Below are 22,822 nucleotides of genomic sequence, written 5' to 3' on the forward strand. Positions count from 1 at the left end.
CGGACCGGGGAGGGCGTGTGAATCTCACAGTGGGTGCTTCCGTGCTCAACGGCAGGTACGAGATCACGGAGCGTGTCGTTCCCGAGACAGGGGAGGGGCAGCTGTGGGCCGCCCAGGACACGATGGAGTTCGTCCCGCCCTATCTGCTCAAGACCTGGCACTTCTACGACAGCAAGCCCGATGACGTCCAGCGCGCGTTGTGGGACGCCGAGCTGCGCACGCTCTATCAGGTGCGTAGCACTCCCGGCTCTGAGTACTCGCTCCTTCAATTGCACGATGTCGGCATCGACAGCGACGAGCGCTGCTTCGTGATGGTCTTCAAGACCGGAGGCCTGCACACACTGGCGTCGCTTCTCACAAGGCGCAGCGAACACGACTGGCTGTCCGGACGGCCCTCCGGGCGCCGGGAGTTGTGGCAGATGCTGGGCAGGATCGCCGAGGGGCTCGCTCTCCTGCACGAGCAGCAGGTCGTGCACCGGAGCGTCTCACCCGAGTCGGTCTTCCTGGACCCCGGCAAGGGGCCGGAATCCTGCCTGCTCGGCGGTTTCGAGTGGAGCGTGAGACTCGGACGCCCCACGTCCGCGCAGCCGTCGCGCGTCGCGTGGGAGACGGCGCCCGAGGCCCTGGGCGACGGCACGGCGTTCGGGCCCGACGCCGACTGGTTCGCCTTCGGCATGCTGGTGGCCCGCTGCATGCTCCCCATCGAGCATCTGAGTGCTACGCCGGATCCCATGAAGCGTTACCGGCTCGTCCTGGACCATCTCGCCAAGGCCAAGCGCAAGCTCACGCCTCAGGAGTACGACTTCATCCAGCTCCTCATCGCCGCCGAGCCGGAGATTCGCCCGAAGCACGGTGTCGAGGTGGCCGCCGCGATCCGGGACATCGTGCACGTGCTCCAGCAGCCGTCGACAGGGACCGCCGACGCGCCGCGGCACCTCGTCGTGATCGACCCGGGCAACCGCTCGCTTCAGCGGACCTGTCTTGATCTGGGCCTGCGCGAGTTACTCCAGCTGGGGCCCGCGGACCCGTTCGACCCGCGCCGGCCCGAGCACAGCAGCAAGCTTCTCGGCTTCCTCTTCGACGACTTCTCCGACGGCGCCACGCTGGCACCGATCACGAACCGGGACGAGTACATTCTCTCCGGGCGGTCGGTGCACCTGGTCATCGGACCCGCCAGGACCATGACCGGCGCCTCCACCAGCTGGCAGAACGCGTTCTGCGTGGAGACCAAGGACTTCTTCACCGCCGACCCGACGCGCCAGGTCGACATCCCGGCAGGCCGCATCGCCTTCTTCAACGCCAGGAATTACCGGCAGCAGGCGCACGTGCTCACCTCAGCGCCGAGTTGGGAGACGCTGCTGCCCAGGATCGACACGGCACGCGAGCGCCGTGAGGACCAGGAGCGGTTCGCCGAGTTCATCCGTTTCACCAACCAGATCGACATCCTGATCCGCGACGCGGAGCTTTTCCGCTGCCAGGTGACCGACGTCCAGCAGGCCGCCAACGGGATGGTCGACTCGGTCACGGTCGAGGAGGTGCCCCGCCTCAACGAGCCGATGTCGATGTTCCAACTGGACGACGGTATGGCCGAGTTCCTGCTGAGGGAGAAGCACAGCGGCAAACCGGGCAGCAATCTCATCCATCTGTGCTCCCCGGAATCGGAGAGCATCGGGTGGCAGGTGCCGGTCACCGAGCCCGAGTGGAAGGTCGACGTCGTCGACGTCCGCGGGCACACCGCCGTGCTTCGCCCCGAGACGGAGATCCTGGAACCGCCCCAGGTCGGTGACATCAGAGTGCTGCGGACCAAGGGGCTGAAGGGCCAGGTTGACCTGATCAGACGCCGCAAGGACGCCATCGGCCGGCTTGCGAAGCACACCTACCTGCTGGAGAGCCTCTCCGAACCCGGTCAGGTCATCATGGACAGCGGACCGGTGGCCCTGCCTGTGCCGCTGTCCCAGAAGACCGTCGACCCGAGCAAGCGCGGTCAGATCGAGAAGATCCTCGGCGTACGGCCCATCTACGCCCTCCAAGGCCCACCCGGCACGGGCAAGACGCACATGGTCGCCTGGCTGCTGCGGGAGATCCTGGCGGAGGACCCCGTCGCCCAGATCCTCATCACCGCGCAGGCCCACCCCGCCGTCGACGTACTGCGCTCCAAGGTCGAGAAGGAGGCGTTCAAGGAGGTTCCGGAGGATCGCAGACCGCTCGCCATCCGGTTGAGGCGTACCAGCACGGACCTGGCCGGAGATCTGTCGCGGGACGAACCCGGTTCCGAGCGTCAGGTGACCCGGGAACTTCTCGAAAGGACGATCAAGCGGTTGGAGGGCGCGGCCGGGCGGCAGGAGCTGTCCGGAGTCCAGGCGGACTGGCTGGAAGCGTGCCGCACGATGCTCGTGGAACTGCGCACCAGGGACGCCTCCTCGGCCAAGGAGTTCCGTGAACTGGTGAAGCGCAGCGCGAGCATCACCTACAGCACCGCCGCCGACGGAGACCTCGCGGCGCTCGCCGGTGAGGTGAGCTACGACTGGGCCATCGTGGAGGAGGCGGCGAAAGCGCATGGCTTCGAACTGGCGCTTCCGCTCTCCCTGGGACACCGCTGGTTGCTGATCGGTGACCCGAAGCAGCTGCCTCCCTACCGGATCGAGGACTACCAGAGCGCGGTGTCGACCATGGACGAGACCGTCGCGGCGCTGGAGCGCATGGAGGGGCTCGGCAAGCTGCTCGACAGAGAGCTGCTGAACGCCTGGCGGGCCCGGACCGACGAACAGCGCACGCAGTTCGGGGAGTACTGCAAGGAGTGGCTGACGCTCTTCGAGAAGCTGCACAAGCTGTGTTCGTACCACGAGCACGACGAAGGTCTGCTCACCGGACAGCACCGCATGCACCCCGACATCGGTGAGCTGGTCTCTCAGACGTACTACGACGGCAGACTCAAGCACTACACCTGTGACGAGGACACGGGGCAGCCGTACGAGAAGATCCTGCACGGCCTCACCGCTCCGGACGAGATCAGCGGAAAGGCGGTCGTGTGGCTCGATCTCCCCGCCGCCGCGGACGAGCCGGCGGTCTACGAGGACGCGGTGCCCAAGTACAGCAACCCGGCGGAGGCGTACGCCCTGCAGCGGTTCCTCCAGTCACTGGAAGGGCCCCACGACCGGGCCCCCGACGAGCCGCTGGAGATCGCCGTCCTGTCGCCGTATGCGCAGCAGGTCGGCTTGCTGAGGACCCGCCTCGACACGCCCGAACTGCGCGAGACGCTGGCTGCGCACAGGCTCAAACTCGCGCCGGATCCGCGCCGTGCAGCGTCGGATCCGGTGGACAAGCGCCAGGACGGGTTCTTCACCGTCGATTCCTTTCAGGGAAACCAGTCGAAGATCATCGCTGTCAGCCTGGTCCGCAACAACACCAAGCTGCCTGGTGACGGTCTGGGGTTCCTCAAGGAGGCGCCGCGGATGAACGTGCTCATCTCCCGCGCCGAGCTCCTCCTCGTGCTTGTCGGCTCCTGGGACTTCTTCCGGAGCCAGGTCGCCCATGTGTCGCGGAAGAAGGAGGAGAACGACCCGCTTCGTCACTGGGCGCTGACCGTCGACCAGTTGGAGCAGTGGTTCGCTACCGGCCGCGCCGTGCGGATCAGGGCCGATCTGGAGGGCTTCCGGCCACCCTCACGTCGACGCTGAAACAGCGGCCCGGTCTCCGCCCGAGAAACTCCGCCAGACCACGAGAAGCGGGAGGCAAGCCCTTGTTGCGCGTCCTGTTGCCACTGAATATGTACAGAGTCACGTACGAAGTCGCCCACGGCCGCCCCTACAGCAAACTGGAAGAGCTGTTGCTCAGGGCGGTCAACGATGCCGAAGCGCCGACCGGATGCATCTTCGACGACCTGCGCAAGACTTTCCTGGTCCATGACCGGCTGCTGACCGAAGGGCTGGTCACCCTTATCCAGGAGGGGTGGGTGGCGATGGTCCAGCAGGGGAACGAGGTGCACTACCTCGTCACCAAGGAGGGCCGGCGCACGATCGAGCACGGGCGCAGACCCAGCAAGCTGCGGGTCCAGACCCGGCACGCGAAGATCGTCCGTGAGCGGCTCACCGGCCAGCTCGCGCGGTCCTCGGACCTCCGGCTCGTCACCGGTCCGGAGGCCGTGCGTGCGACTGGGTCTCGCAACTGGAAGAAGTACACGGTCACGCCCCGCATGCAGCGCACGAAGATCAACGGTGGCGAGACCGAGCACCTTCTGTACCGCTCCCGCATGCGGCAGGAATGGATTCGCTGGATCGACTCCGTCGCCCGGCTGAACACGGACCTGTACTACCTCCCCGTCCAGGTGGATCTGGAGAGGTCCGAGGTCATGGGGTTGCCGCACCAGTGGCGGTCGGTCACCCCACTGATCCTGGAGGAGGTGAAGGAGCGGTACGAGGAATTCACCGACGACTCCCGTTTCCAGGAGAAGCTCGGCGAACTCATGCAGGGATCGGCCGCCGTGGAGGCGCGGCGAGGCCGGCGGGCTTCCGCTGTTCCCGCCAGCGTCGCTCCCGGTGCCGAGGCCCCCCTGAGCTGTGAGGACTTCGCACTGACCGGCACCGAGGGGAGCCGGCTCGCCGAGTCCCTGCTCGCCGAGTGCTCTGGCAACGTCCTCATCGTCGCTGCACGTATGGACGTCCGGAATGCCAGCCGGGCCCGTGAACTGCTGGCCGGCCTCAAGCAGCGTGGCGTCAACGCCGACCTGCTGTGGTCCTGCAGCACCGCCGGCGCCGAGCCACAGGCCGCGACGCCGACCGCTGCGGAACCCGCGGCGGCGAGCGCCGTCGAAGAGATCGGCCGTCTGCTCGGCGCGGCACGCGGCGGCCCCGGAAGTGGCAAGGTGGCGTTCAACCGCACACCGGCGTCGGCCGACACCGACCTGGTGCTCGCCACGACCGAGCGGGGGCCTGTCGTCGTGATGGGTGCCGACCTGCTGGACCCTTCCGCCGAGCAAGGCCGGCTCACGCCTGCCGTCCGGTTCTCCGACCCGGCCGCCCTTGCCTCGGTGGCCCGGCTGTGCGCGGGTTGGTGGGAGGACCTTCCCGGCGACGAGGGCAGCCTTCCCGCACACCGCTGGAAGCACCTGGCGGAACGCTGGGCGGGCGAGGCCGCTCTGGCGGCCGGGGCCGGTTCCGGTGGGAAGCCCTCGCGGTCCACCCACTGCCCGGACGGCCAGTGCGCCGGCACCGTTTCGCTGCTCGTCGGTCCCCAGTCGGCCGACCTTCGAGAGGAACTCGGCGCGGGTCAGGGGCCGCGCTTCCTCGTCGCGGACGGCGGCGCCACCCGTGACGACCTGGCTGCCCAGATCACCGAGAACCCGCGCGCGCGGGCCACGGGTCTGTATCGGGCAGCGGGCGGTGCCGACGGCTGGCGGTCGCTGGAGCGGACGGCCGACACCTGGAAGGCGACGGACTCCGCAGGGCTGCCCGAGCCTCCGGAGCACTGCCGTGTGACGGCCGGGGACGACCGGTGGCTGGTCGAGCACCGGGGCGAAAAGGCCTCTTCCCTGTCCTTCAGCGTCAGCGGGCATGTGGCGGTACGGGCGTGGGACCGTATCCGCTCGGACACGGTTGAGCAGGCGGGGCGGAAGTAGGCAGGGCAGGGGCCCTCGCAGGTCGAATGTTTCGGGTGGTGTCTCGAATCTTCCAGGCATACCATCCCGCGCATGACGCCCGCGAAGCCGCGCTCCGCGCAGACCGCCACGCTCGCCGAGATAGCCCGTGAGGCCGGGGTGTCGGCGCCCACGGTGTCCAAGGTGCTCAACGGCCGGGCCGACGTCGCCCCGGCGACCCGGGCCCGCGTCGAGGAACTGCTGCGCGCCTGCGGCTACCGCCGGCGTCGGGCCGAGGCGAGCCGTGCGCCGCTGATCGACCTCGTCTTCCACGAGCTGGAGAGCGCCTGGGCGATGGAGGTCATCCGTGGGGTGGAGAACGTGGCGCGCGACGCGGGGCTGAGCGTGGTGCTGTCCGAGAGCGCGGGGCGGCTCACCCCCGGCCGTACCTGGGCCGACCAGGTCGCCGCCCGCCGCCCGCACGGTGTGATCCTCGTGCTGTCCGGCCTGGACGCCTCCCAGCGCGCGCTGCTGACCAGCCGTTCCATCCCGTTCGTGGTCATGGACCCGGCGGGCGACCCGGGTGACGACGTGCCGTCCATCGGCGCCACCAACTGGCACGGCGGTCTGGCCGCGACCCGGCATCTGATCGAGCTGGGGCACACCCGGATCGGCGCGATCAGCGGGCCCGCGCACATGATGTGCAGCCGCGCGCGGGTCGACGGCTACCGGGCGGCCCTGGAGACCGCCGGGCTGCCCGTGGCTCCGGACCTGGTCCGGACGGGGGACTTCCACCACGAGGCGGGCTACCGGCTCGGCCGTGCACTGCTGCACCGCCCGGACCGGCCGACGGCTGTCTTCGCGGGCAACGACCTCCAGGCGCTGGGGGTCTACGAGGCGGCGCGCGAGCTGGGGTTGCGCATTCCGGAGGACCTCAGCGTGGTCGGGTTCGACGACCTGCCGGTGGCCCGCTGGGTGGGGCCGCCGCTGACGACCGTACGGCAGCCGCTGATGGAGATGGCGGAGGCGGCGGCACGGCTGGTACTGGACCTCGGCCGTGCGGAAGCGCCCACGGCGGCGACCCGCATCGAGCTGGCGACCAGCCTGGTGGTGCGCAGCAGCACCGGAGTGCCGTCCGCGTGACCAACCGGGCCATGCCGACTGGAAGTTGACGTATCGTCCTCCGAAATTTTCGCGCCCTCCCGCAGTGACGCCGGGCTCAGGGAGGGGCGAGAACGTGAGATTTTCCGAAGAATGGCGCCCCGCTGTCTCTGCTCGCAATAATTCGGACTTATGTTCCTCTGTGTGGCTCCAGTTGATGCACACGGGGACGGGGACGGGGACGGGGATGGTGACGGGGGCGTGGGAAGACGCGGCGGCCGGCGGACACGGCTGATCAGATTCGTCGGCGCGGTGATCGCGTGCGGCGTCGTCCTCACGGCCGCCGGGGCGGCCTGGGCGTACTGGCACCTCAACCACAACATCAAGAGCGTGGACATCGACGGTGCGCTGGGCACCGACCGTCCGGCGCGCCCGACACCCTCGGCCTCCGCGTCCGCCTCGCCCCTGCCGAGCGGCGCCCTGAACATCCTGGTCCTGGGCTCCGATTCGCGCAGCGGCAAGCAGAACGCCGCCCTCGGCGGGGGCGACGTCTCGGGTGCCCGTTCGGACACGGCGATGGTGGTGCACATCGACGCGGGCCGCACGAAGGCCACCGTGGTCAGCATCCCGCGGGACACCCTCGTCACCCGGCCGTCGTGCCCGCTGGCGTCGGGCGGCAGGACGTCGGTGGCGTACGGGGTGATGTTCAACACCGCCTACGAGCTGGGCGGTCCGGTCTGCGCGGTCAAGACGGTCGAGTCGATCACACGGATCCGCATGGACCACTTTCTGGAGATCGACTTCTCGGGGTTCGCCGAACTGGTGGACGCGCTCGGCGGCGTGACGGTGACGACGGACCAGGACATCGACGACGACAAGAGTCATCTGGACCTGAAGGCGGGCGCCCACCACCTGAACGGCACCCAGGCCCTGGCCCTGGCCCGCACCCGGTACGGCATAGGCGACGGCAGCGACCTCGGCCGCATAGCTCTCCAGCAGAAGCTGGTGAAGGCGCTGCTGGACCAGCTCGCCGCGACGGACCTGCTCACCGATCCCGCGAAGCTGTACCGGGTCGCCGACGCGACCACCGGCAGCCTGACCACGGACACGGGCCTGGACTCGCTGCCGGAGCTGACGCGTCTGGGCGAGAGCCTGAAGGGTCTGACGTCGAAGAACGTGACGACGGTGATGATGCCGGTGGTGCCCGCCCCCTCGGACGCCAACCGGGTGGTGGCGAAGGAGCCGGCGGCGAGCGAGCTGTGGGCCTCGCTGCGGTGAGAACGCCCCCGGAAAACCCATCGAAGAAAATTCCGTCGCCGTGTCGATCCAGGGCGCGTTCGTTCGACGCAAGGGACAGAGGCCGGGAGCAGCCCGGCCGCCGTACCCGAGGAGTCACCATGCCGCGTTTCCTGTCGATCGTGCGCGTCGACGAGACCACCGCGCCCGCGGAGGGTCCCAGCCCCGAGCTGATGCAGCGGATGGGCGAGCTGATCGAGGAGATCACCAAGGCCGGGGTCATGCTCGACACCGCCGGGCTCACGCTGGCCGCCCAGGGGGCCCGCGTGCGCTGGGAGGGCGGGAAGCTCTCCGTCACGGACGGCCCGTTCACCGAGTCCAAGGAGGTCATCGGCGGCTACGCGCTCATGCAGTGCAAGGACAGGGCCGAGGCGATCGAGTGGGCCAAGCGGTTCGTGAAGGTGCATGAGGAGTACTGGACGATCACCTGTGAGGTCCGGGAGATCGCCGAGGCGTGAGCGCCGCTTTGCCTCCGCCCGCCGGGGGTGTTGCATGGTGGGCTGTGGAACAGCAGCCCACCGCCGCCCCCGCCCCCGACGGCCCGGTCGGCGCCATCGAGACCGTCTTCCGGATGGAGTCCCCCCGCGTCATCGCCGGTGTCGCCCGGATCGTCCGGGACGTCGGGATAGCCGAGGAGCTGGCGCAGGACGCCCTGGTGGCCGCGCTGGAGCAGTGGCCGCGGGACGGCGTGCCCGACAACCCGGGCGCCTGGCTCATGGCCACCGCCAGGCGTCGCGCGATCGACCTCGTACGCCGCCGGGAACGGTACTCGCGCAAGCTCGAGGAGGTCGGGCGGGACCTCCGGGCGGCGCCGTACCACGTGGACGTGCCGTCCGACCCGGACGACATGGGCGACGACCTGCTGCGGCTCGTGTTCACCGCCTGCCACCCGGTGTTGTCCGCCGAGTCCCGCATCGCGCTCACCCTGCGGCTGCTCGGCGGACTGACCACGGCCGAGATCGCACGCGCGTTCCTCGTGCCGGAGGCCACCGTCGCGCAGCGCATCGTCCGCGCGAAACGGACGCTCGCGACGAAGGGCGTCGCCTTCGAGGTGCCGTACGGTCCCGAGCGCGAGGCCCGGCTCGGGTCCGTGCTCGAGGTCATCTACCTGGTCTTCAACGAGGGGTACGCGGCCACCGCCGGCGACGACCTGCTGCGCCCCGCCCTGTGCGAGGACGCCCTGCGGCTGGCCCGGGTGCTGGCCGAGCTGATGCCCAAGGAGCCCGAGGTGCACGGGCTGGCCGCACTGCTGGAGTTCCAGGCCTCCCGAACCGCGGCCCGCACCGGGCCGGACGGCGAGCCCGTGCTGCTGAAGGACCAGAACCGGGCGCGCTGGAACCGCCTGCTCATCGCCCGCGGCATCGCCGCCCTCGGCCGCGCCGACGCGGTGGCCGCGGGGGCCCCTGGCCCGTACGTCCTGCAGGCCGCGATCGCCGCCTGCCACGCGCTCGCGTACACGTACGAGGAGACGGACTGGGCTCGTATCGCCACCCTGTACCGTCTGCTGGCCGCCCGCTCCCCCTCACCGGTCGTCGAGCTGAACCGCGCGGTCGCCGTCTCGATGGCGGAGGGACCGGGCCCGGCCCTGGAGATCGTCGACCGGCTGGCCGCTGAACCGGCCCTGCGCGGCTACCACTTGCTGCCGAGCGTCCGCGGAGACCTGCTGGCCCGGCTCGGGCGCGGGGCCGAGGCCCGTGAGGAGTTCGTCCGGGCCGCCGCCCTCGCCCGCAACGAAAGGGAACGGGAGCTGCTCACGGCGCGCGCGGAGGACTGTCGTTAGACGGGGTGCCCCAGAAGCATCGTCGGCGCCCCGGCGACCCGGGTCAGGAACACGGTCACCGCGTTCCGGCCGTGCGGCTTGGGCAGGACCTTGCGGCGCAGTTCCTCCGGTTCGACGGCCGAGCCGCGCTTCTTCACGGTCAGGATCCCGACCTCCCGCTCCCGCAGCAGCGCCTTCAGCCTCTTCACGTTGAAGGGGAGCCGGTCGGTGATCTCGTACGCGGTGGCGTACGGGGAGTCGCGGCGCCCGTCCGCCGTCACATAGGCGATCGTCTCGTCGATCAGGCCGCCGTCCACCTCCTCGGCCACCTCCGCCACCAGGTGGGCGCGGATCACGGCGCCGTCGGGTTCGTAGAGGTAACGGCCGAGGGGACGCACCGCCGGGTCGGGCAGGCCGCGACCGCGCAGCACACGCGGTCCGGGCAGGAGCGTGGCCCGTACCTCCCCCGGTCGCGTGCCGAACCACAGCACCGCCTCCTTCACGTCCCCGCCGTCCGAGATCCACTCGGCCTCCGCCTCGTCGGGCACCGCCTCGTGCGGGATGCCCGGCGCCACCTTCAGGGCGGCGTGCGGCGCCTGCAGGGCCGTGGCCACCGCCCAGGACAGCGGGGGCGAGTACGCCTCCGGGTCGAAGATGCGGCCGCGTCCTCCCCGCCGCGCGGGATCGACGAAGACGGCGTCGTAGGAGGAGACGTCCACCTCGGTGACGTCGGCCTCGCGGACCTCGATCAGGCCGGCGAGGCCCAGCGCGTCGGCGTTCGCGCGCGCCACGGCCGCCGTCAGCGGGTCGCGGTCCACGGCCAGGACTCGGATGCCGGCCCGGGCGAGCGCGATGGCGTCGCCGCCCACGCCGCAGCACAGGTCGGCGACGGAGGTCACCCCGAGGGCCCGGAAGCGCTCGGCGCGGTGGGTGGCGACCGTGGCCCTGGTGGACTGCTCGACGCCGTTCGGGGTGAAGAACATCCGCTGTGCGTCGCCCACGCCGAACTTCGCCGCCGCCCGCTCCCGCAGCCGTGCCTGCGCGAGGGCCGCGGAGACCAGCTCGGCGGGGTGCTCGCGGCGCAGCCGGGTGGCGACGGCCAGCTCCCGCGCCGGGTCGGTGCCGCGCACCTCGTCCAGGAGGGCGCGGCCCTCGGGGGTGAGCAGGGAGGCGAAGGAGAGGTCGTTCACCCGGTCATTGTCGGCCAGTCGGTGGATGGCGTGCGCCGGGTCGCGGTGTCGGCCCGCCATGGCCCCCGGTGGCTGGAAGGATCCGGCACCATGCGACTCGTAGGACAAGATTACAAAAAGTGCGCAAAATGCATTGATGTGCGTGTGCCGCGCTTGACGGGTCCTGGGTCGACGGTCGCGGCCCGCGCGGGCCTCGCCGTCCTGGTCGCCACCGCCCTCGCCGCCGGGTGCACCGGCAGCGAAGGGGTGCACGGCGCGCACGGCCCGCAGGAGCCCTTCAGGCCCCCGGCGGCGCGCGCCCTCGACGAGTACGCCACCAAGTTGCGCGCCGCGTACGCCCAGCGCGTGGCCGCCGCCAAGCGCTGGGGACTGAAGAAGGTGCCGCTGGTCGCGCCCCCGCCGCCGGAGAACAAGCCGGTGATCACCTTCCGCAAGGGCTTCGAGGTGCAGGACGGCGACGACCTGCCGCCGATCTTCACGACCATCCCCACCAAGGACAGGGTCGTCTTCCTCACCATCGACGACGGCGACGAGAAGGACCCGGCGTTCCTGCGGATGATGAGCGACCTGAAGATCCCGTACACGGCGTTCCTCAGTGACTACCTGATCAAGGACGACTACGGGTACTTCCGGAAGATGCGCGACCGTGGCGTCACGCTCAACAACCACACCCTGCACCACCCCTACCTGCCGGGGCTGTCGTACGAGGACCAGCGGCAGGAGATCTGCGGGATGCAGGACGTGATGGAGGAGCAGTTCGGCAGGCGCCCGACCGTCTTCCGGCCGCCGTTCGGGAACTACAACCGGGACACCCTGCGCGCCGCGAAGTCCTGCGGCATCAGATACGCGCCGATCTGGGACGAGGAGGTCTACGTCGACCACTGGGAGTACCGCGAGTGGGACCGGAGCCTGCACCCCGGGGACATCGTGCTGACGCACTTCCGCGGCCGGGCGGACTGGAACGGCACGATGCCCGACGTGATCCGCAGGTTCCTGAAGAAGGTGACCGACGAGGGGTACGCGGTGGCCCGCCTGGAGGACTACCTGTGAGGGCACGGCGGCTGCGCGCGCTGCTGGCGGGGATCCTGGCCGCCGCGGTCCTGGCCGGGACGGCGGGCTGCGCCCAGTCCGTCGACCCCATCGAACGGCTGGGCAAGAAGGCGGCGCAGAGGGTGCGCAGGTCGTACGGTCCGCACGAGGGGGCGTACCGCCACTGGGGGCTCACCGCCCCGCTCGCGCCCGCGCCCAGACCCGCCCGCCCCCTGCCCCGGCACGCCGGTCCGGAGCAGGAACTGCCGGAGGTCCTCGACCGCGTCCCCACCCGCGACAAGGTCGTCTTCCTCACCTACGACGAGGGCGCGGAGCGGGACCCCCGGTTCGTCGAGATGGTCCGGGACCTGCGGCTGCCCATCAGCGTGTTCCTCCCGGACACGGCCGTCGGACCGGTGTACGCGCGACTCGCGCGGCTACGGGCGGCAGGGGCGACCATCCAGAACCGCACCCCGGACCACGCCGGACTGCGCGGCCGGCCCTACGCGGAGCAGCGCGCCCAGATCTGCGCCGGGCGGGACCGGCTGCGCTCCCGCCTGGGCCGGCGGCCCGTTCTGTTGCGCCCGCCCTACGGCAGATACGACCGCACGACCCTCCGGGCCGCGGCGGACTGCGGCATCAAGGCCCTGATCCTGTGGCGTCCGGCGCACGCCTACGGAAGGTCCACGGCCCTCCATCCGGGCGACATCCTCCGCCCCCACGAACCCGGCCGCCCCCTGACCTCCCTGACCACGGAAACGACCCGGGTCCTGCGCCGCCTACAGGCGAGCGGGTTCACGGTGGCCCGCTTGGAGGACTACCTCTGACGGGGGGCCGGGCGGTGGGATCAGCCTGCCCGGCGCTTGAGGACGGGGTGTCGGGCCGTCAGGCCGTCGGGCCGTCGGGCCGTCAGGTCGACAGGGGGTTCGGGCCGTCAGGTCGACAGGGGGTTCGGGGGCGGAGCCCCCAGGGCGGTCACCCCCTCCGGTGAACACCAGGCCCCGGGCAACCGAACTCACCGCGGCGCGCGCCGCGGGCATTGGCACTCCGCTTGACCGAGTGCTAATCGCGGTCATAGTCTCGGCTCTGGCACTCACCACCGGAGAGTGCCAACAAAGCGACGGGCAGGTCCGGCACCCGCGACGACGGATCGACCTGGTCGCCACCTCAGACAGTTAACCCCGTGAGATCTCCGAAGGGGGAGGTCGGATCGTGACGACCGCCAGCTCCAAGGTTGCCATCAAGCCGCTCGAGGACCGCATCGTGGTCCAGCCGCTGGACGCCGAGCAGACCACGGCCTCTGGCCTGGTCATTCCGGACACCGCCAAGGAGAAGCCCCAGGAGGGCGTCGTCCTGGCCGTGGGCCCGGGCCGCTTCGAGGACGGCAACCGCCTTCCGCTCGACGTCAAGGTCGGCGACGTCGTGCTCTACAGCAAGTACGGCGGCACCGAGGTGAAGTACAACAACGAGGAGTACCTCGTTCTCTCGGCCCGCGACGTGCTCGCGATCATCGAGAAGTAGTTCACCCCGAAGCACTCCTGCTTTGAGCTGCGCCCCTGGCCCCCGCGACCGTTAAGAGAAGCCGGGCGCCCGGGGCGCAGTTTCGTTCATCCAGATTTCCGAGAGGGCTCCCGCTGCCATGGCGAAGATCCTGAAGTTCGACGAGGACGCCCGTCGCGCCCTCGAGCGCGGCGTCAACAAGCTGGCCGACACGGTCAAGGTGACCATCGGCCCCAAGGGCCGCAACGTCGTCATCGACAAGAAGTTCGGCGCCCCCACCATCACCAACGACGGCGTCACCATCGCCCGTGAGGTGGAGATCGAGGACCCGTACGAGAACCTCGGCGCCCAGCTGGTCAAGGAGGTGGCGACCAAGACCAACGACATCGCGGGTGACGGCACCACCACCGCCACCGTGCTCGCCCAGGCGCTGGTGCGCGAGGGCCTGCGGAACGTCGCCGCGGGCGCCTCCCCGGCCGCCCTGAAGAAGGGCATCGACGCCGCCGTCAAGGCCGTCTCCGACGACCTGCTGGCCACCGCGCGCCCGATCGAGGAGAAGTCCGACATCGCCGCCGTCGCCGCGCTGTCCGCCCAGGACCAGCAGGTCGGCGAGCTGATCGCCGAGGCGATGGACAAGGTCGGCAAGGACGGTGTCATCACCGTCGAGGAGTCCAACACCTTCGGTCTGGAGCTGGACTTCACCGAGGGCATGGCCTTCGACAAGGGCTACCTGTCGCCGTACTTCGTGACGGACCAGGAGCGCATGGAGGCCGTCCTCGACGACCCGTACATCCTCATCAACCAGGGCAAGATCTCCGCCATCGCGGACCTGCTGCCGCTGCTGGAGAAGGTCATCCAGGCAGGCTCCTCCAAGCCGCTGCTGATCATCGCCGAGGACCTCGAGGGCGAGGCCCTGTCCACCCTGGTCGTCAACAAGATCCGCGGCACCTTCAACGCGGTCGCCGTCAAGGCCCCCGGCTTCGGTGACCGCCGCAAGGCGATGCTGCAGGACATGGCGGTCCTCACCGGCGCCACGGTCGTCTCCGAGGAGGTCGGCCTCAAGCTCGACCAGGTCGGCCTGGACGTGCTGGGCTCCGCCCGCCGCGTCACCGTCACCAAGGACGACACCACGATCGTCGACGGCGCCGGCAAGTCCGAGGACGTCGCGGGTCGCGTCAACCAGATCAAGGCCGAGATCGAGACCACGGACTCCGACTGGGACCGCGAGAAGCTCCAGGAGCGCCTCGCGAAGCTGGCCGGCGGCGTGTGCGTGATCAAGGTCGGCGCCGCCACCGAGGTGGAGCTGAAGGAGAAGAAGCACCGCCTGGAGGACGCCATCTCCGCGACCCGCGCCGCGGTCGAGGAGGGCATCGTCTCCGGTGGTGGCTCCGCCCTCGTCCACGCCTCCAAGGTGCTGGCCGACGGCCTCGGCAAGGAGGGCGACGAGGCCACCGGTGTCGCCATCGTGCGCCGCGCGGTCGTCGAGCCGCTGCGCTGGATCGCCGAGAACGCGGGCCTGGAGGGCTACGTCATCGCCTCCAAGGTCGCCGAGCTGGAGAAGGGCAACGGCTACAACGCCGCCACCGGCGAGTACGGCGACCTGATCAAGGCCGGCGTCATCGACCCGGTCAAGGTCACCCGCTCCGCCCTGGAGAACGCCGCCTCCATCGCCTCCCTGCTCCTGACGACCGAGACCCTGGTCGTCGAGAAGAAGGAAGAGGAGGAGCCCGCCGCGGCCGGCCACGGCCACGGTCACTCCCACTGACGTACGTCCCACGTCGCAGAAGGCCCGGCACCCCGAGGGGGTGCCGGGCCTTCCCGCTGCACCCGCGTCGTTCCACCGCCCTACTGCTCCAGCTCGTCCAGCGCCCCCAGCTGCTCCATCAGACCCAGCTGGTCGTGCTGCCACCAGGTCTCGGCGATCTTCGCGTCCTCACCGAAGCGGAAGAGGGTCATGCCGGACATGCTGACCTTCCTGCCGGTGGACGGGATGCCCAGGAACTCGCCCTTGTGCGTGGCGTCCCAGGTCCACCGCGCGCACACCCGGTCGCCCTGCTCGATCAGGTCCTCGATCGTGAAGGTGAAGTCGAAGGCGTCCCGCCACATCCGGTACTCGCGCCGGATGGCGTCCAGGCCGATGGTGTCCTGCGGGTTGACGGGGTCGTGGCTGTGGCAGCCCTCCGCGATCAGGTCGTTCAGCGGTGGCAGTTCGCCCGCCGTCGCCAGCGTGTCGAACAGGCGCCGCACCGCATCCGTGTACAGCTGCTCGTCCCGCACCACCTCCAGATCGACGAAGGTGGGCATCTCGTCGCACAGGGCGACCATGTCGCGGAAGACCTGGTCGGTCTCCGGGAGGTTGGAGTTCCGCATCGCCTCCTCGTAGGAGGGGAACTCCACGATCTCGATGAAGTGCGAGGCGTCGGACCGGTCCCTGCCGATCACGTCGTGGGTCGCCGTCCGCCTGCCCCTGGTCTTCTCGACCCATCTGTCCATGATCCGGTTCATCTCGTCGAACCGGCTGGTCTTGCAGTCGATGAGCTGCACGAATGTCATGACGCCGCCTCCGGCCCCCCTGGGTCCTGACGCAGATACGCCCCATTTTCCCACCCGAGGGGCGGCGTCACCCGTGCTACTGCGGCCCGTACTTGCGCCCCGTCCGCGAGCTGATCCCGCCCAGCAGCGCGCGCGGCGTCACCTTCACCATGCCCATCAGCACCTTGTACCGAGGGTCCGGGATCGACAGCGTCTTGCCGCGGGCCAGGTCGGCGAGCGCGGTGGCGACCAGCTTGTCCGCGTCCAGCCACATCCAGTTCGGGATGTTGTCCGTGCCCATCCCGGCCCGCTGGTGGAACTCGGTGCGGACGAAGCCCGGGCACAGCGCCATCAGCCGTACGCCCGACCCGGCCAGGTCCTTCGCCGCGCCCTGCGTGAACTGCACGACCCACGCCTTCGACGCCCCGTACGTGCCGCGCGGCACGAACGCCGCGACCGAGGCCACGTTGACGATCCCGCCGCGACCGCGCCGCCGCATCGACTCCGCCGCCGCGCTCGTCAGCCGCAGCACCGCCTCGCAGTGCACCTTGAGCATCCGCAGCTCGTCGGCCATCGACACGTCGAGGTAACGGCCCTTGTTGCCGAAGCCCGCGTTGTTCACGAGCAGGTCGACCGGGTTCTTGAGGTCGGACAGGCGCCTGGCCACCGTCTCGATGCCCCCGTCGGTCGCCAGGTCCGCCGTCAGCACCTCGGCCTCGATGCCGTGCCGGTCGTGCAGCTCGGTCGCCTGCTCCCGCAGCCGCTTGGTGTCGCGCGCCACCAGGACGAGGTCATGGCCGTCGGCGGCCAGCCGCCGTGCGAACGCGGCACCGATGCCCGCGGTCGATCCCGTAATCAGAGCCGTTGTCATGACCCAACGATAGTGACCCGGAGTCGGCGAGTCCGCCTGGTGGACCGGGCATTTCACCGGTTGCGCCGCCAACGTTCATGCGCCTTGAGGCTAGTTCCGTCCCGCGTACTTGCGCGCGTACTCCCGTGCCGCCGTCACGCTCTCCGGGTGCAGCGCGTCGCCCGCCGCCAACAGGCGCGGCAGCAGGTGCCGTTCCGTGGTCACCGCCCGGAACTGCAGAGCGACGGTGACGTCGTGGCCGGGCCGGTGCACGACGGCGATGGGGTCGCCGGCCCGTATCTCACCCGGCTCGATCACGCGCAGATAGGCGCCCGGCGCGCCCCTGTGCGTGAACCGCTTCACCCAGCCGCGCTCGCCCAGGTGCTCCTGGAAGGTGCGGCACGGAATCCGCCCGCAGGTCACCTCCAGGACCAGCTCCGCCCCGATCCGCCAGCGCTCGCCGATCCGCGCGCCGGCCACGTCGAGCCCCTCAGTGGTGAGGTTCTCGCCGAACGAGCCGCTCGGCAGCGACCGGCCCAGCTCACGCTCCCAGCCGTCGAGGTCCTCCCGGGCGAAGGCGTACACCGCCTGGTCGTCACCGCCGTGGTGCCGCAGGTCGCACACCGCGTCCCCGGCCAGCCCGCTCGCGCCGGTCCCCTTCGGCCCCGGCGCGGTCACCCGCACGGGCCCGTCCACCGGCCGCTTGTCGATGCCGGTCAGACCCTCCGGCTGGTCGGTGTAGTCGACGGCCACGGGCCGGCCCACGTTCAGAGACAGAAGCTTCATGCCCGCACGGTAAGGGACCCGCGGTCAAAGGGTCGACGCATTATTCGCGCCCCTATCCAAGGTTCGCTTATGCTCACAGCGTGATCGAGGCTCGACATCTCCGTGTGCTGCGCGCCGTCGCCGCCACCGGCTCCTTCTCGGCGGCGGGGCGCGAGCTGGGCTGCACCCAGCCCGCCGTCAGCCAGCAGATGAAGGCCCTGGAGGCGTCCGTCGGCACGCCCCTGCTGGTGCGCAGCGGCCGCGAGATGCGCCTGACGGAGGCGGGCGAGGCACTGGTACGGCACGCGGCGGGCATCCTGGCCGGGCTGACCGCCGCCGAGGAGGAGGTCGCCGCCATCGCGGGCCTGAGGGCCGGCCGTGTCCGTCTCGTCTCCTTCCCGAGCGGCAGCTCCACACTGGTCCCGACCGCGCTCGCCGCCCTGCGCGCCGCGCACCCGGGCACCCGAGTCTCCCTGGAGGAGGCCGAGCCGCCCCAGTCTGTGGAGAAGCTGCGCGCCGGTGACTGCGACATCGCGCTGGCCTTCCGCTACGAGGGCGCGGAGGCCGGCGTCGAGGAGTGGGACGACCTGGTCGTACGGCCGCTGCTGACCGACCGGCTCGTCGGGCTCGTCCCCGAGGGGCACCGGCTGGCGCGCGCGGAGTCGGTCGCCATCGGCGAACTCGCGGGGGAACCGTGGATCGCGGGCTGTCCGCGCTGCCGGGGACAGCTGGTGCAGGTCTGCGAGAGCGCCGGATTCACGCCGCGCATCGACTTCGCGACGGACGACTATCCGGCGGTGGTCGGCCTGGTCGGCGCCGGCCTCGGCGTGGCCGTCCTGCCCGGGCTGGCGGTCGAGTCCGTACGTCCGAGGGGCGTGCGCCCGGTCGCGCTGGAACCGGCGGTACGGCGGGAGATCGTCGCCCTCACGCTGCCGGACCTGGCCCAGGTGCCGGCGGTGGCGGCGACACTGGGGGAGCTGGCGCGAGCGGCCGTGCGATAGGGGATCTGCGGCGGGACTCTCGTCCGGCGGCGGGTTCTCGGGGGGTGGCGGCAGCTGCAACGGGTTCTCGAAGAGAGGTGGCGGCGCCCTGAAGGGTGTGCGGAACGGCCCCCGACATATCCCCCTGAACGGCCCCCGAAACATCCCCCTCGACGGCCCGACCCCGTGAAATGGCCCCCTCGCGGGCGGTGCCTGCCCCCTGAACAGCCCCCTCGGGGCGGTAGAACGCCCCAAAGCCGGGCACATGCGCGTGCCCGTGTGCGAAGAAACGTTCCTTCAGTTGTTCGAGGCGGCGTGGCCGTGGCCGCCACCGGTCGTCGAGGCCGGTACCAGCCGGTTCCGCGCCCGCCCCATGAGCTCCTCACGCTCGTCCTCGGTCAGCCCTCCCCAGACCCCGTACGGCTCGCGCACCGCCAGGGCGTGGGCCGCGCACTCGGCGCGGACGGGGCACCTCATGCAGACCTCTTTGGCCGAGTTCTCGCGAGCACTCCGGGCCGCACCGCGTTCACCCTCCGGATGGAAGAAGAGCGAACTGTCGACCCCACGGCAGGCCGCATGGAGCTGCCAGTCCCACAGATCCGCGTTCGGACCGGGAAGGCGGGAGAAATCTGCCATTGCGTGTCCCCTTGTTGCCGTTCTGGGCGGATATGTGTTGTCGACCGTACATCGACGATCTTATGAGATGAAAATATGACTCATTGCGAATCTAGCCCCAGACACCAGCTAACGGGAAGAAAAGCGGCTAAATGGGGCATAGGTTGTGATGAAAGTTGGGGGTTACGCTGCGCGTGTCTGCACCGTGTCCGCGCCCTCACGTACAGTGCCGAAGATGGCTTGCTGCACCGTAACTCTTTCGAGTGACCATCGTTGAGAGTGCGGAGGCGGTTGAAACAACAAGCGCTCGGGCAGGCGTCCGAGGGCGTCGACCGCACAGGTGACGATTCGTACCAGCCTGGAGGCTCAAGGTGACGCGCATCAGCTGCGGAGGGCGGTCATGACATCCGTCCTCGTCTGCGACGACTCCCCGCTTGCCCGAGAGGCGCTCCGCCGCGCGGTGGCGACCGTGCCCGGTGTCGAGCGCGTGACGACGGCGGCCAACGGCGAGGAAGTCCTCCGCCGCTGGGGGGCCGACCGTTCGGACCTGATTCTGATGGACGTACGCATGCCCGGTCTGGGCGGCGTCGAGACCGTGCGGCGACTGCTGTCCGCCGACCCCGGTGCGCGCATCATCATGCTCACCGTCGCGGAGGACCTGGACGGGGTGGCGCTCGCGGTCGCCGCCGGCGCGCGCGGCTATCTCCACAAGGACGCCTCGCGCGCGGAGCTGCGCGCGACCGTCACGCAGGCGCTCGCCGACCCGACCTGGCGGCTCGCGCCCAGGCGGCTGCGCTCGGCCGAGATGGGTGCCGCGCCCACGCTCACCGCACGGGAGATCCAGGTGCTGGAGGGCATGAGCCACGGCCGTTCCAACGCGGAGATCGGCCGCGAGCTGTTCCTCTCCGAGGACACCGTGAAGACGCACGCCCGGCGTCTGTTCAAGAAGCTCGGCGCGTCCGACCGCGCACACGCGGTGGCGCTCGGCTTCCGGTGGGGCCTGGTCCGCTAAGTGGATCACCGCGGGGGTGCGCAGATCCCCGCCTGCCGCAGGGCGGGCGGGGCACGGCGACCTCAGGGAAGCTCCTCCCTGGAACCGCCTGGCGAAGGGGCCCGCCGGATGCCCGCTGCTCGTTTCGTCGCGGATGCCGCATCCTTGAGGGTGTGGAGTTCCTCGGGGACGAGTCGATCGAGCGGGAGGGGAGGGCGCAGGAGATGAGTTCCGGCGCACCTGCTCATAACGCTTCGGTGCACAACTACGGACGCGGTGCCACGGACCGGACGACGCCGAGGCACCATGGACCGATGCGCGACGACGAGACAACGCTGATCGGTGCACTCGTCCATCGCGCCGTCGACGGCGACGAGCAGGCGACCCACGATCTGCTCGCCCGCGTCCACCCCCTGGCGCTGCGCTACTGCCGTACGCGACTGTCCCGGCTGCCCGGCGACGCCCGGCACTTCGTCGAGGACCTGGCCCAGGAGGTCTGCGTCGCGGTGCTGCTCGCCCTGCCGCGCTACAAGGACACCGGGCGCCCCTTCGAGGCGTTCGTCTTCGCGATCGCCGCGCACAAGGTCGCGGACCTGCAGCGTGCGGCGATGCGTCACCCCGGCTCGACGGCGGTCCCCTCGGACGAGATGCCCGAACGACCGGACGACTCTCTGGGCCCCGAGGAGCGCGCCCTGCTCAGCAGCGACGCGGAGTGGGCCAAGAAACTCCTCGCCAACCTCCCGGAGAACCAGCGCGAGCTGCTCCTGCTCCGCATCGCCGTGGGCTTGACGGCGGAAGAAACGGGTCAGATGTTGGGAATGTCACCGGGAGCGGTGAGGGTGGCGCAACACCGGGCGCTGAGCAGGTTGCGGGCGCTCGCTGAACAGTAGCGGCACGCCTCCCCGCCGTGACGGCGATCAGCCACGACGGCGTAATCCGGGGGTGCCGACCCGGTTCAGCCCATGGGGACGGAGGCCTACGAGGCCTGCATGAACAGGCGACTCACGGACTCCGTACGAACATACGAAGCCGACCAGCACCCTCAACCGTGGAATGAGAGCCCCATGCTTCCCGTTAGCATGGACATCCGCACCGATCAAGGCCATTTGGGGAAGGTGTCATGACTGCAAACGTCGACGGAGTGCCCGAGAAATTCGCGACACTCGGGCTGACCTACGACGACGTGCTGCTGCTGCCGGGAGCGTCCGAGGTGCTCCCGAACGCGGTCGACACCTCGTCCCGCATCTCCCGCAACGTCCGGGTGAACATCCCGCTGCTGTCGGCGGCGATGGACAAGGTGACCGAGTCCCGCATGGCGATCGCGATGGCCCGCCTGGGCGGCGTCGGCGTGCTGCACCGCAACCTCTCCATCGAGGACCAGGTCAACCAGGTCGACCTGGTCAAGCGGTCCGAGTCCGGCATGGTCACCGACCCCATCACCGTGCACCCCGAGGCGACGCTCGCCGAGGCGGACGCCCTGTGCGCCAAGTTCCGCATCAGCGGCGTCCCGGTCACCGACCCGGCGGGCAAGCTGCTGGGTATCGTCACCAACCGCGACATGGCCTTCGAGACCGACCGCTCCCGGCAGGTGCGCGAGGTCATGACGCCGATGCCGCTGGTCACCGGCAAGGTCGGCATCTCCGGCACCGACGCCATGGAACTGCTGCGCCGCCACAAGATCGAGAAGCTTCCCCTGGTCGACGACGCCGGTCTGCTCAAGGGCCTCATCACGGTCAAGGACTTCGTCAAGGCCGAGAAGTACCCCAACGCCGCCAAGGACGCCGAGGGCCGCCTGCTCGTCGGTGCCGCCGTGGGCGCCAGCCCCGAGGCGCTCGAGCGCGCCCAGGCCCTCGCCGAGGCCGGGGTGGACTTCCTGGTCGTCGACACCTCGCACGGCCACAACAGCAACGCCCTCAGCTGGATGTCGAAGATCAAGTCGAGCGTGCACGTCGACGTGATCGGCGGCAACGTCGCCACCCGTGACGGCGCCCAGGCCCTGATCGACGCCGGCGTCGACGGCATCAAGGTGGGCGTGGGCCCGGGCTCGATCTGTACGACCCGTGTGGTCGCCGGCATCGGTGTCCCGCAGGTCACCGCCATCTACGAGGCCTCCCTCGCCGCCCGCCCGGCGGGCATCCCGCTGATCGGCGACGGCGGTCTGCAGTACTCCGGCGACATCGGCAAGGCGCTCGCCGCCGGTGCCGACACCGTGATGCTCGGCAGCCTTCTGGCGGGCTGCGAGGAGTCGCCGGGCGAGCTGCTGTTCATCAACGGCAAGCAGTTCAAGTCGTACCGCGGCATGGGCTCGCTCGGTGCCATGCAGTCCCGCGGCCAGGGCAAGTCGTACTCCAAGGACCGCTACTTCCAGGCCGAGGTCTCCTCCGACGACAAGCTCGTGCCCGAGGGCGTCGAGGGCCAGGTGCCCTACCGCGGCCCGCTGTCCAACGTGCTGCACCAGCTCGTGGGCGGTCTGCGCCAGACCATGGGCTACGTGGGCGCCGCCACCATCGCGGAGATGGAGTCCAAGGGCCGCTTCGTGCGCATCACCTCGGCGGGCCTGAAGGAGAGCCACCCGCACGACATCCAGATGACGGTCGAGGCGCCGAACTACAGCGCCCAGAAGTGACGCACGCGCACGCGTG

19 protein-coding genes are annotated in these 22,822 nt (G+C 70.2%); 14 read left to right on the forward strand and 5 right to left on the reverse strand.

Translation table 11 applies throughout. The annotated features are described in order from the left end of the window. Positions 1–17 precede the first annotated feature (17 nt). From ACIRC0_RS09065 to ACIRC0_RS09090, 6 genes are all read left to right on the forward strand, one after another. A complete protein-coding gene (locus ACIRC0_RS09065) occupies positions 18–3,677 on the forward strand; it encodes an AAA domain-containing protein (RefSeq protein WP_403613307.1) in 3,660 nt (1,219 codons plus the stop codon). Positions 3,678–3,766: 89 nt separating this feature from the next. Beyond that, a complete protein-coding gene (locus ACIRC0_RS09070) occupies positions 3,767–5,614 on the forward strand; it encodes a hypothetical protein (RefSeq protein WP_403613309.1) in 1,848 nt (615 codons plus the stop codon). Between the two features lie 72 nt (positions 5,615–5,686). Next, positions 5,687–6,715 (forward strand): LacI family DNA-binding transcriptional regulator, encoded by a 1,029-nt coding sequence (locus ACIRC0_RS09075; RefSeq protein ID WP_403613311.1) that lies wholly within the window; start codon positions 5,687–5,689, stop codon positions 6,713–6,715. Between the two features lie 150 nt (positions 6,716–6,865). Then, positions 6,866–7,951: an LCP family protein gene (locus ACIRC0_RS09080; protein WP_403613314.1), complete on the forward strand. Its 1,086-nt coding sequence runs from the start codon at positions 6,866–6,868 to the stop codon at positions 7,949–7,951. A 119-nt stretch (positions 7,952–8,070) separates the two neighbouring features. After that, positions 8,071–8,427, forward strand: coding sequence for a YciI family protein (locus tag ACIRC0_RS09085; protein WP_403613317.1), 357 nt, complete (start codon positions 8,071–8,073; stop codon positions 8,425–8,427). A 44-nt stretch (positions 8,428–8,471) separates the two neighbouring features. Beyond that, a complete protein-coding gene (locus ACIRC0_RS09090) occupies positions 8,472–9,749 on the forward strand; it encodes an RNA polymerase sigma factor (RefSeq protein WP_403613320.1) in 1,278 nt (425 codons plus the stop codon). On the opposite strand, the gene ACIRC0_RS09095 is transcribed toward ACIRC0_RS09090, so the two are convergent. Further along, positions 9,746–10,978, reverse strand: a complete 1,233-nt coding sequence (locus ACIRC0_RS09095; RefSeq protein ID WP_403613324.1) for a methyltransferase domain-containing protein — start codon at positions 10,976–10,978, stop codon at positions 9,746–9,748. The genes ACIRC0_RS09090 and ACIRC0_RS09095 overlap by 4 nt on opposite strands. A gap of 30 nt (positions 10,979–11,008) precedes the next feature. Here ACIRC0_RS09095 and ACIRC0_RS09100 point away from each other — a divergent pair, with 30 nt between their 5' ends. The 4 genes from ACIRC0_RS09100 to groL all read left to right on the forward strand — a co-directional run bounded on the left by ACIRC0_RS09100 (position 11,009) and on the right by groL (position 15,212). Next, a complete protein-coding gene (locus ACIRC0_RS09100; RefSeq protein WP_403613326.1) occupies positions 11,009–11,968 on the forward strand; it encodes a polysaccharide deacetylase family protein in 960 nt (319 codons plus the stop codon). Continuing rightward, the gene (locus ACIRC0_RS09105) at positions 11,965–12,774 is read left to right on the forward strand and encodes a polysaccharide deacetylase family protein (protein ID WP_403613329.1); all 810 of its coding nucleotides are present in this window, start codon (positions 11,965–11,967) and stop codon (positions 12,772–12,774) included. Before ACIRC0_RS09100 ends, ACIRC0_RS09105 begins: the two co-directional genes overlap by 4 nt. Before the next feature lie 385 nt (positions 12,775–13,159). Then, positions 13,160–13,468: a co-chaperone GroES gene (groES, locus tag ACIRC0_RS09110; RefSeq protein ID WP_009190181.1), complete on the forward strand. Its 309-nt coding sequence runs from the start codon at positions 13,160–13,162 to the stop codon at positions 13,466–13,468. Positions 13,469–13,586: 118 nt separating this feature from the next. Beyond that, the gene (groL, locus tag ACIRC0_RS09115) at positions 13,587–15,212 is read left to right on the forward strand and encodes a chaperonin GroEL (protein WP_403613332.1); all 1,626 of its coding nucleotides are present in this window, start codon (positions 13,587–13,589) and stop codon (positions 15,210–15,212) included. 80 nt (positions 15,213–15,292) lie between these two features. Here the strand turns inward: groL and ACIRC0_RS09120 are convergent, their stop codons facing one another. The 3 genes from ACIRC0_RS09120 to ACIRC0_RS09130 all read right to left on the reverse strand — a co-directional run bounded on the left by ACIRC0_RS09120 (position 15,293) and on the right by ACIRC0_RS09130 (position 17,615). Further along, positions 15,293–16,000, reverse strand: coding sequence for an ester cyclase (locus ACIRC0_RS09120; protein ID WP_403613335.1), 708 nt, complete (start codon positions 15,998–16,000; stop codon positions 15,293–15,295). Between the two features lie 76 nt (positions 16,001–16,076). After that, a complete protein-coding gene (locus tag ACIRC0_RS09125; RefSeq protein ID WP_403613337.1) occupies positions 16,077–16,850 on the reverse strand; it encodes an SDR family NAD(P)-dependent oxidoreductase in 774 nt (257 codons plus the stop codon). A gap of 90 nt (positions 16,851–16,940) precedes the next feature. Further along, on the reverse strand, positions 16,941–17,615 hold the full coding sequence (locus ACIRC0_RS09130; RefSeq protein WP_403613339.1) for an MOSC domain-containing protein: 675 nt from the start codon (positions 17,613–17,615) through the stop codon (positions 16,941–16,943). An 80-nt stretch (positions 17,616–17,695) separates the two neighbouring features. Between ACIRC0_RS09130 and ACIRC0_RS09135 the strand changes: the two genes are divergently transcribed. Next, entirely contained in the window at positions 17,696–18,595 is a 900-nt protein-coding gene (locus ACIRC0_RS09135; RefSeq protein ID WP_366024051.1) for a LysR family transcriptional regulator, read from the forward strand. Positions 18,596–18,871: 276 nt separating this feature from the next. Here ACIRC0_RS09135 and ACIRC0_RS09140 read toward each other — a convergent pair whose 3' ends face one another. After that, the gene (locus tag ACIRC0_RS09140; protein ID WP_388571457.1) at positions 18,872–19,210 is read right to left on the reverse strand and encodes a WhiB family transcriptional regulator; all 339 of its coding nucleotides are present in this window, start codon (positions 19,208–19,210) and stop codon (positions 18,872–18,874) included. Positions 19,211–19,589: 379 nt separating this feature from the next. On the opposite strand from ACIRC0_RS09140, the gene ACIRC0_RS09145 reads away from it, so the two are divergent. The 3 genes from ACIRC0_RS09145 to guaB all read left to right on the forward strand — a co-directional run bounded on the left by ACIRC0_RS09145 (position 19,590) and on the right by guaB (position 22,806). Further along, a complete protein-coding gene (locus ACIRC0_RS09145; RefSeq protein WP_003948568.1) occupies positions 19,590–20,201 on the forward strand; it encodes a response regulator transcription factor in 612 nt (203 codons plus the stop codon). Positions 20,202–20,494: 293 nt separating this feature from the next. Further along, complete coding sequence (locus ACIRC0_RS09150) at positions 20,495–21,070, forward strand: sigma-70 family RNA polymerase sigma factor (RefSeq protein ID WP_055493219.1); 576 nt, start codon at positions 20,495–20,497, stop codon at positions 21,068–21,070. Positions 21,071–21,300: 230 nt separating this feature from the next. Then, positions 21,301–22,806, forward strand: a complete 1,506-nt coding sequence (gene guaB / locus ACIRC0_RS09155) for an IMP dehydrogenase (protein ID WP_403613343.1) — start codon at positions 21,301–21,303, stop codon at positions 22,804–22,806. The last annotated feature ends 16 nt before the right edge of the window (positions 22,807–22,822 follow it).

The sequence above is a fragment of the Streptomyces sp. NPDC093984 genome, assembly GCF_044764595.1.
Taxonomy (GTDB): Bacteria; Actinomycetota; Actinomycetes; order Streptomycetales; family Streptomycetaceae; genus Streptomyces; species Streptomyces cynarae.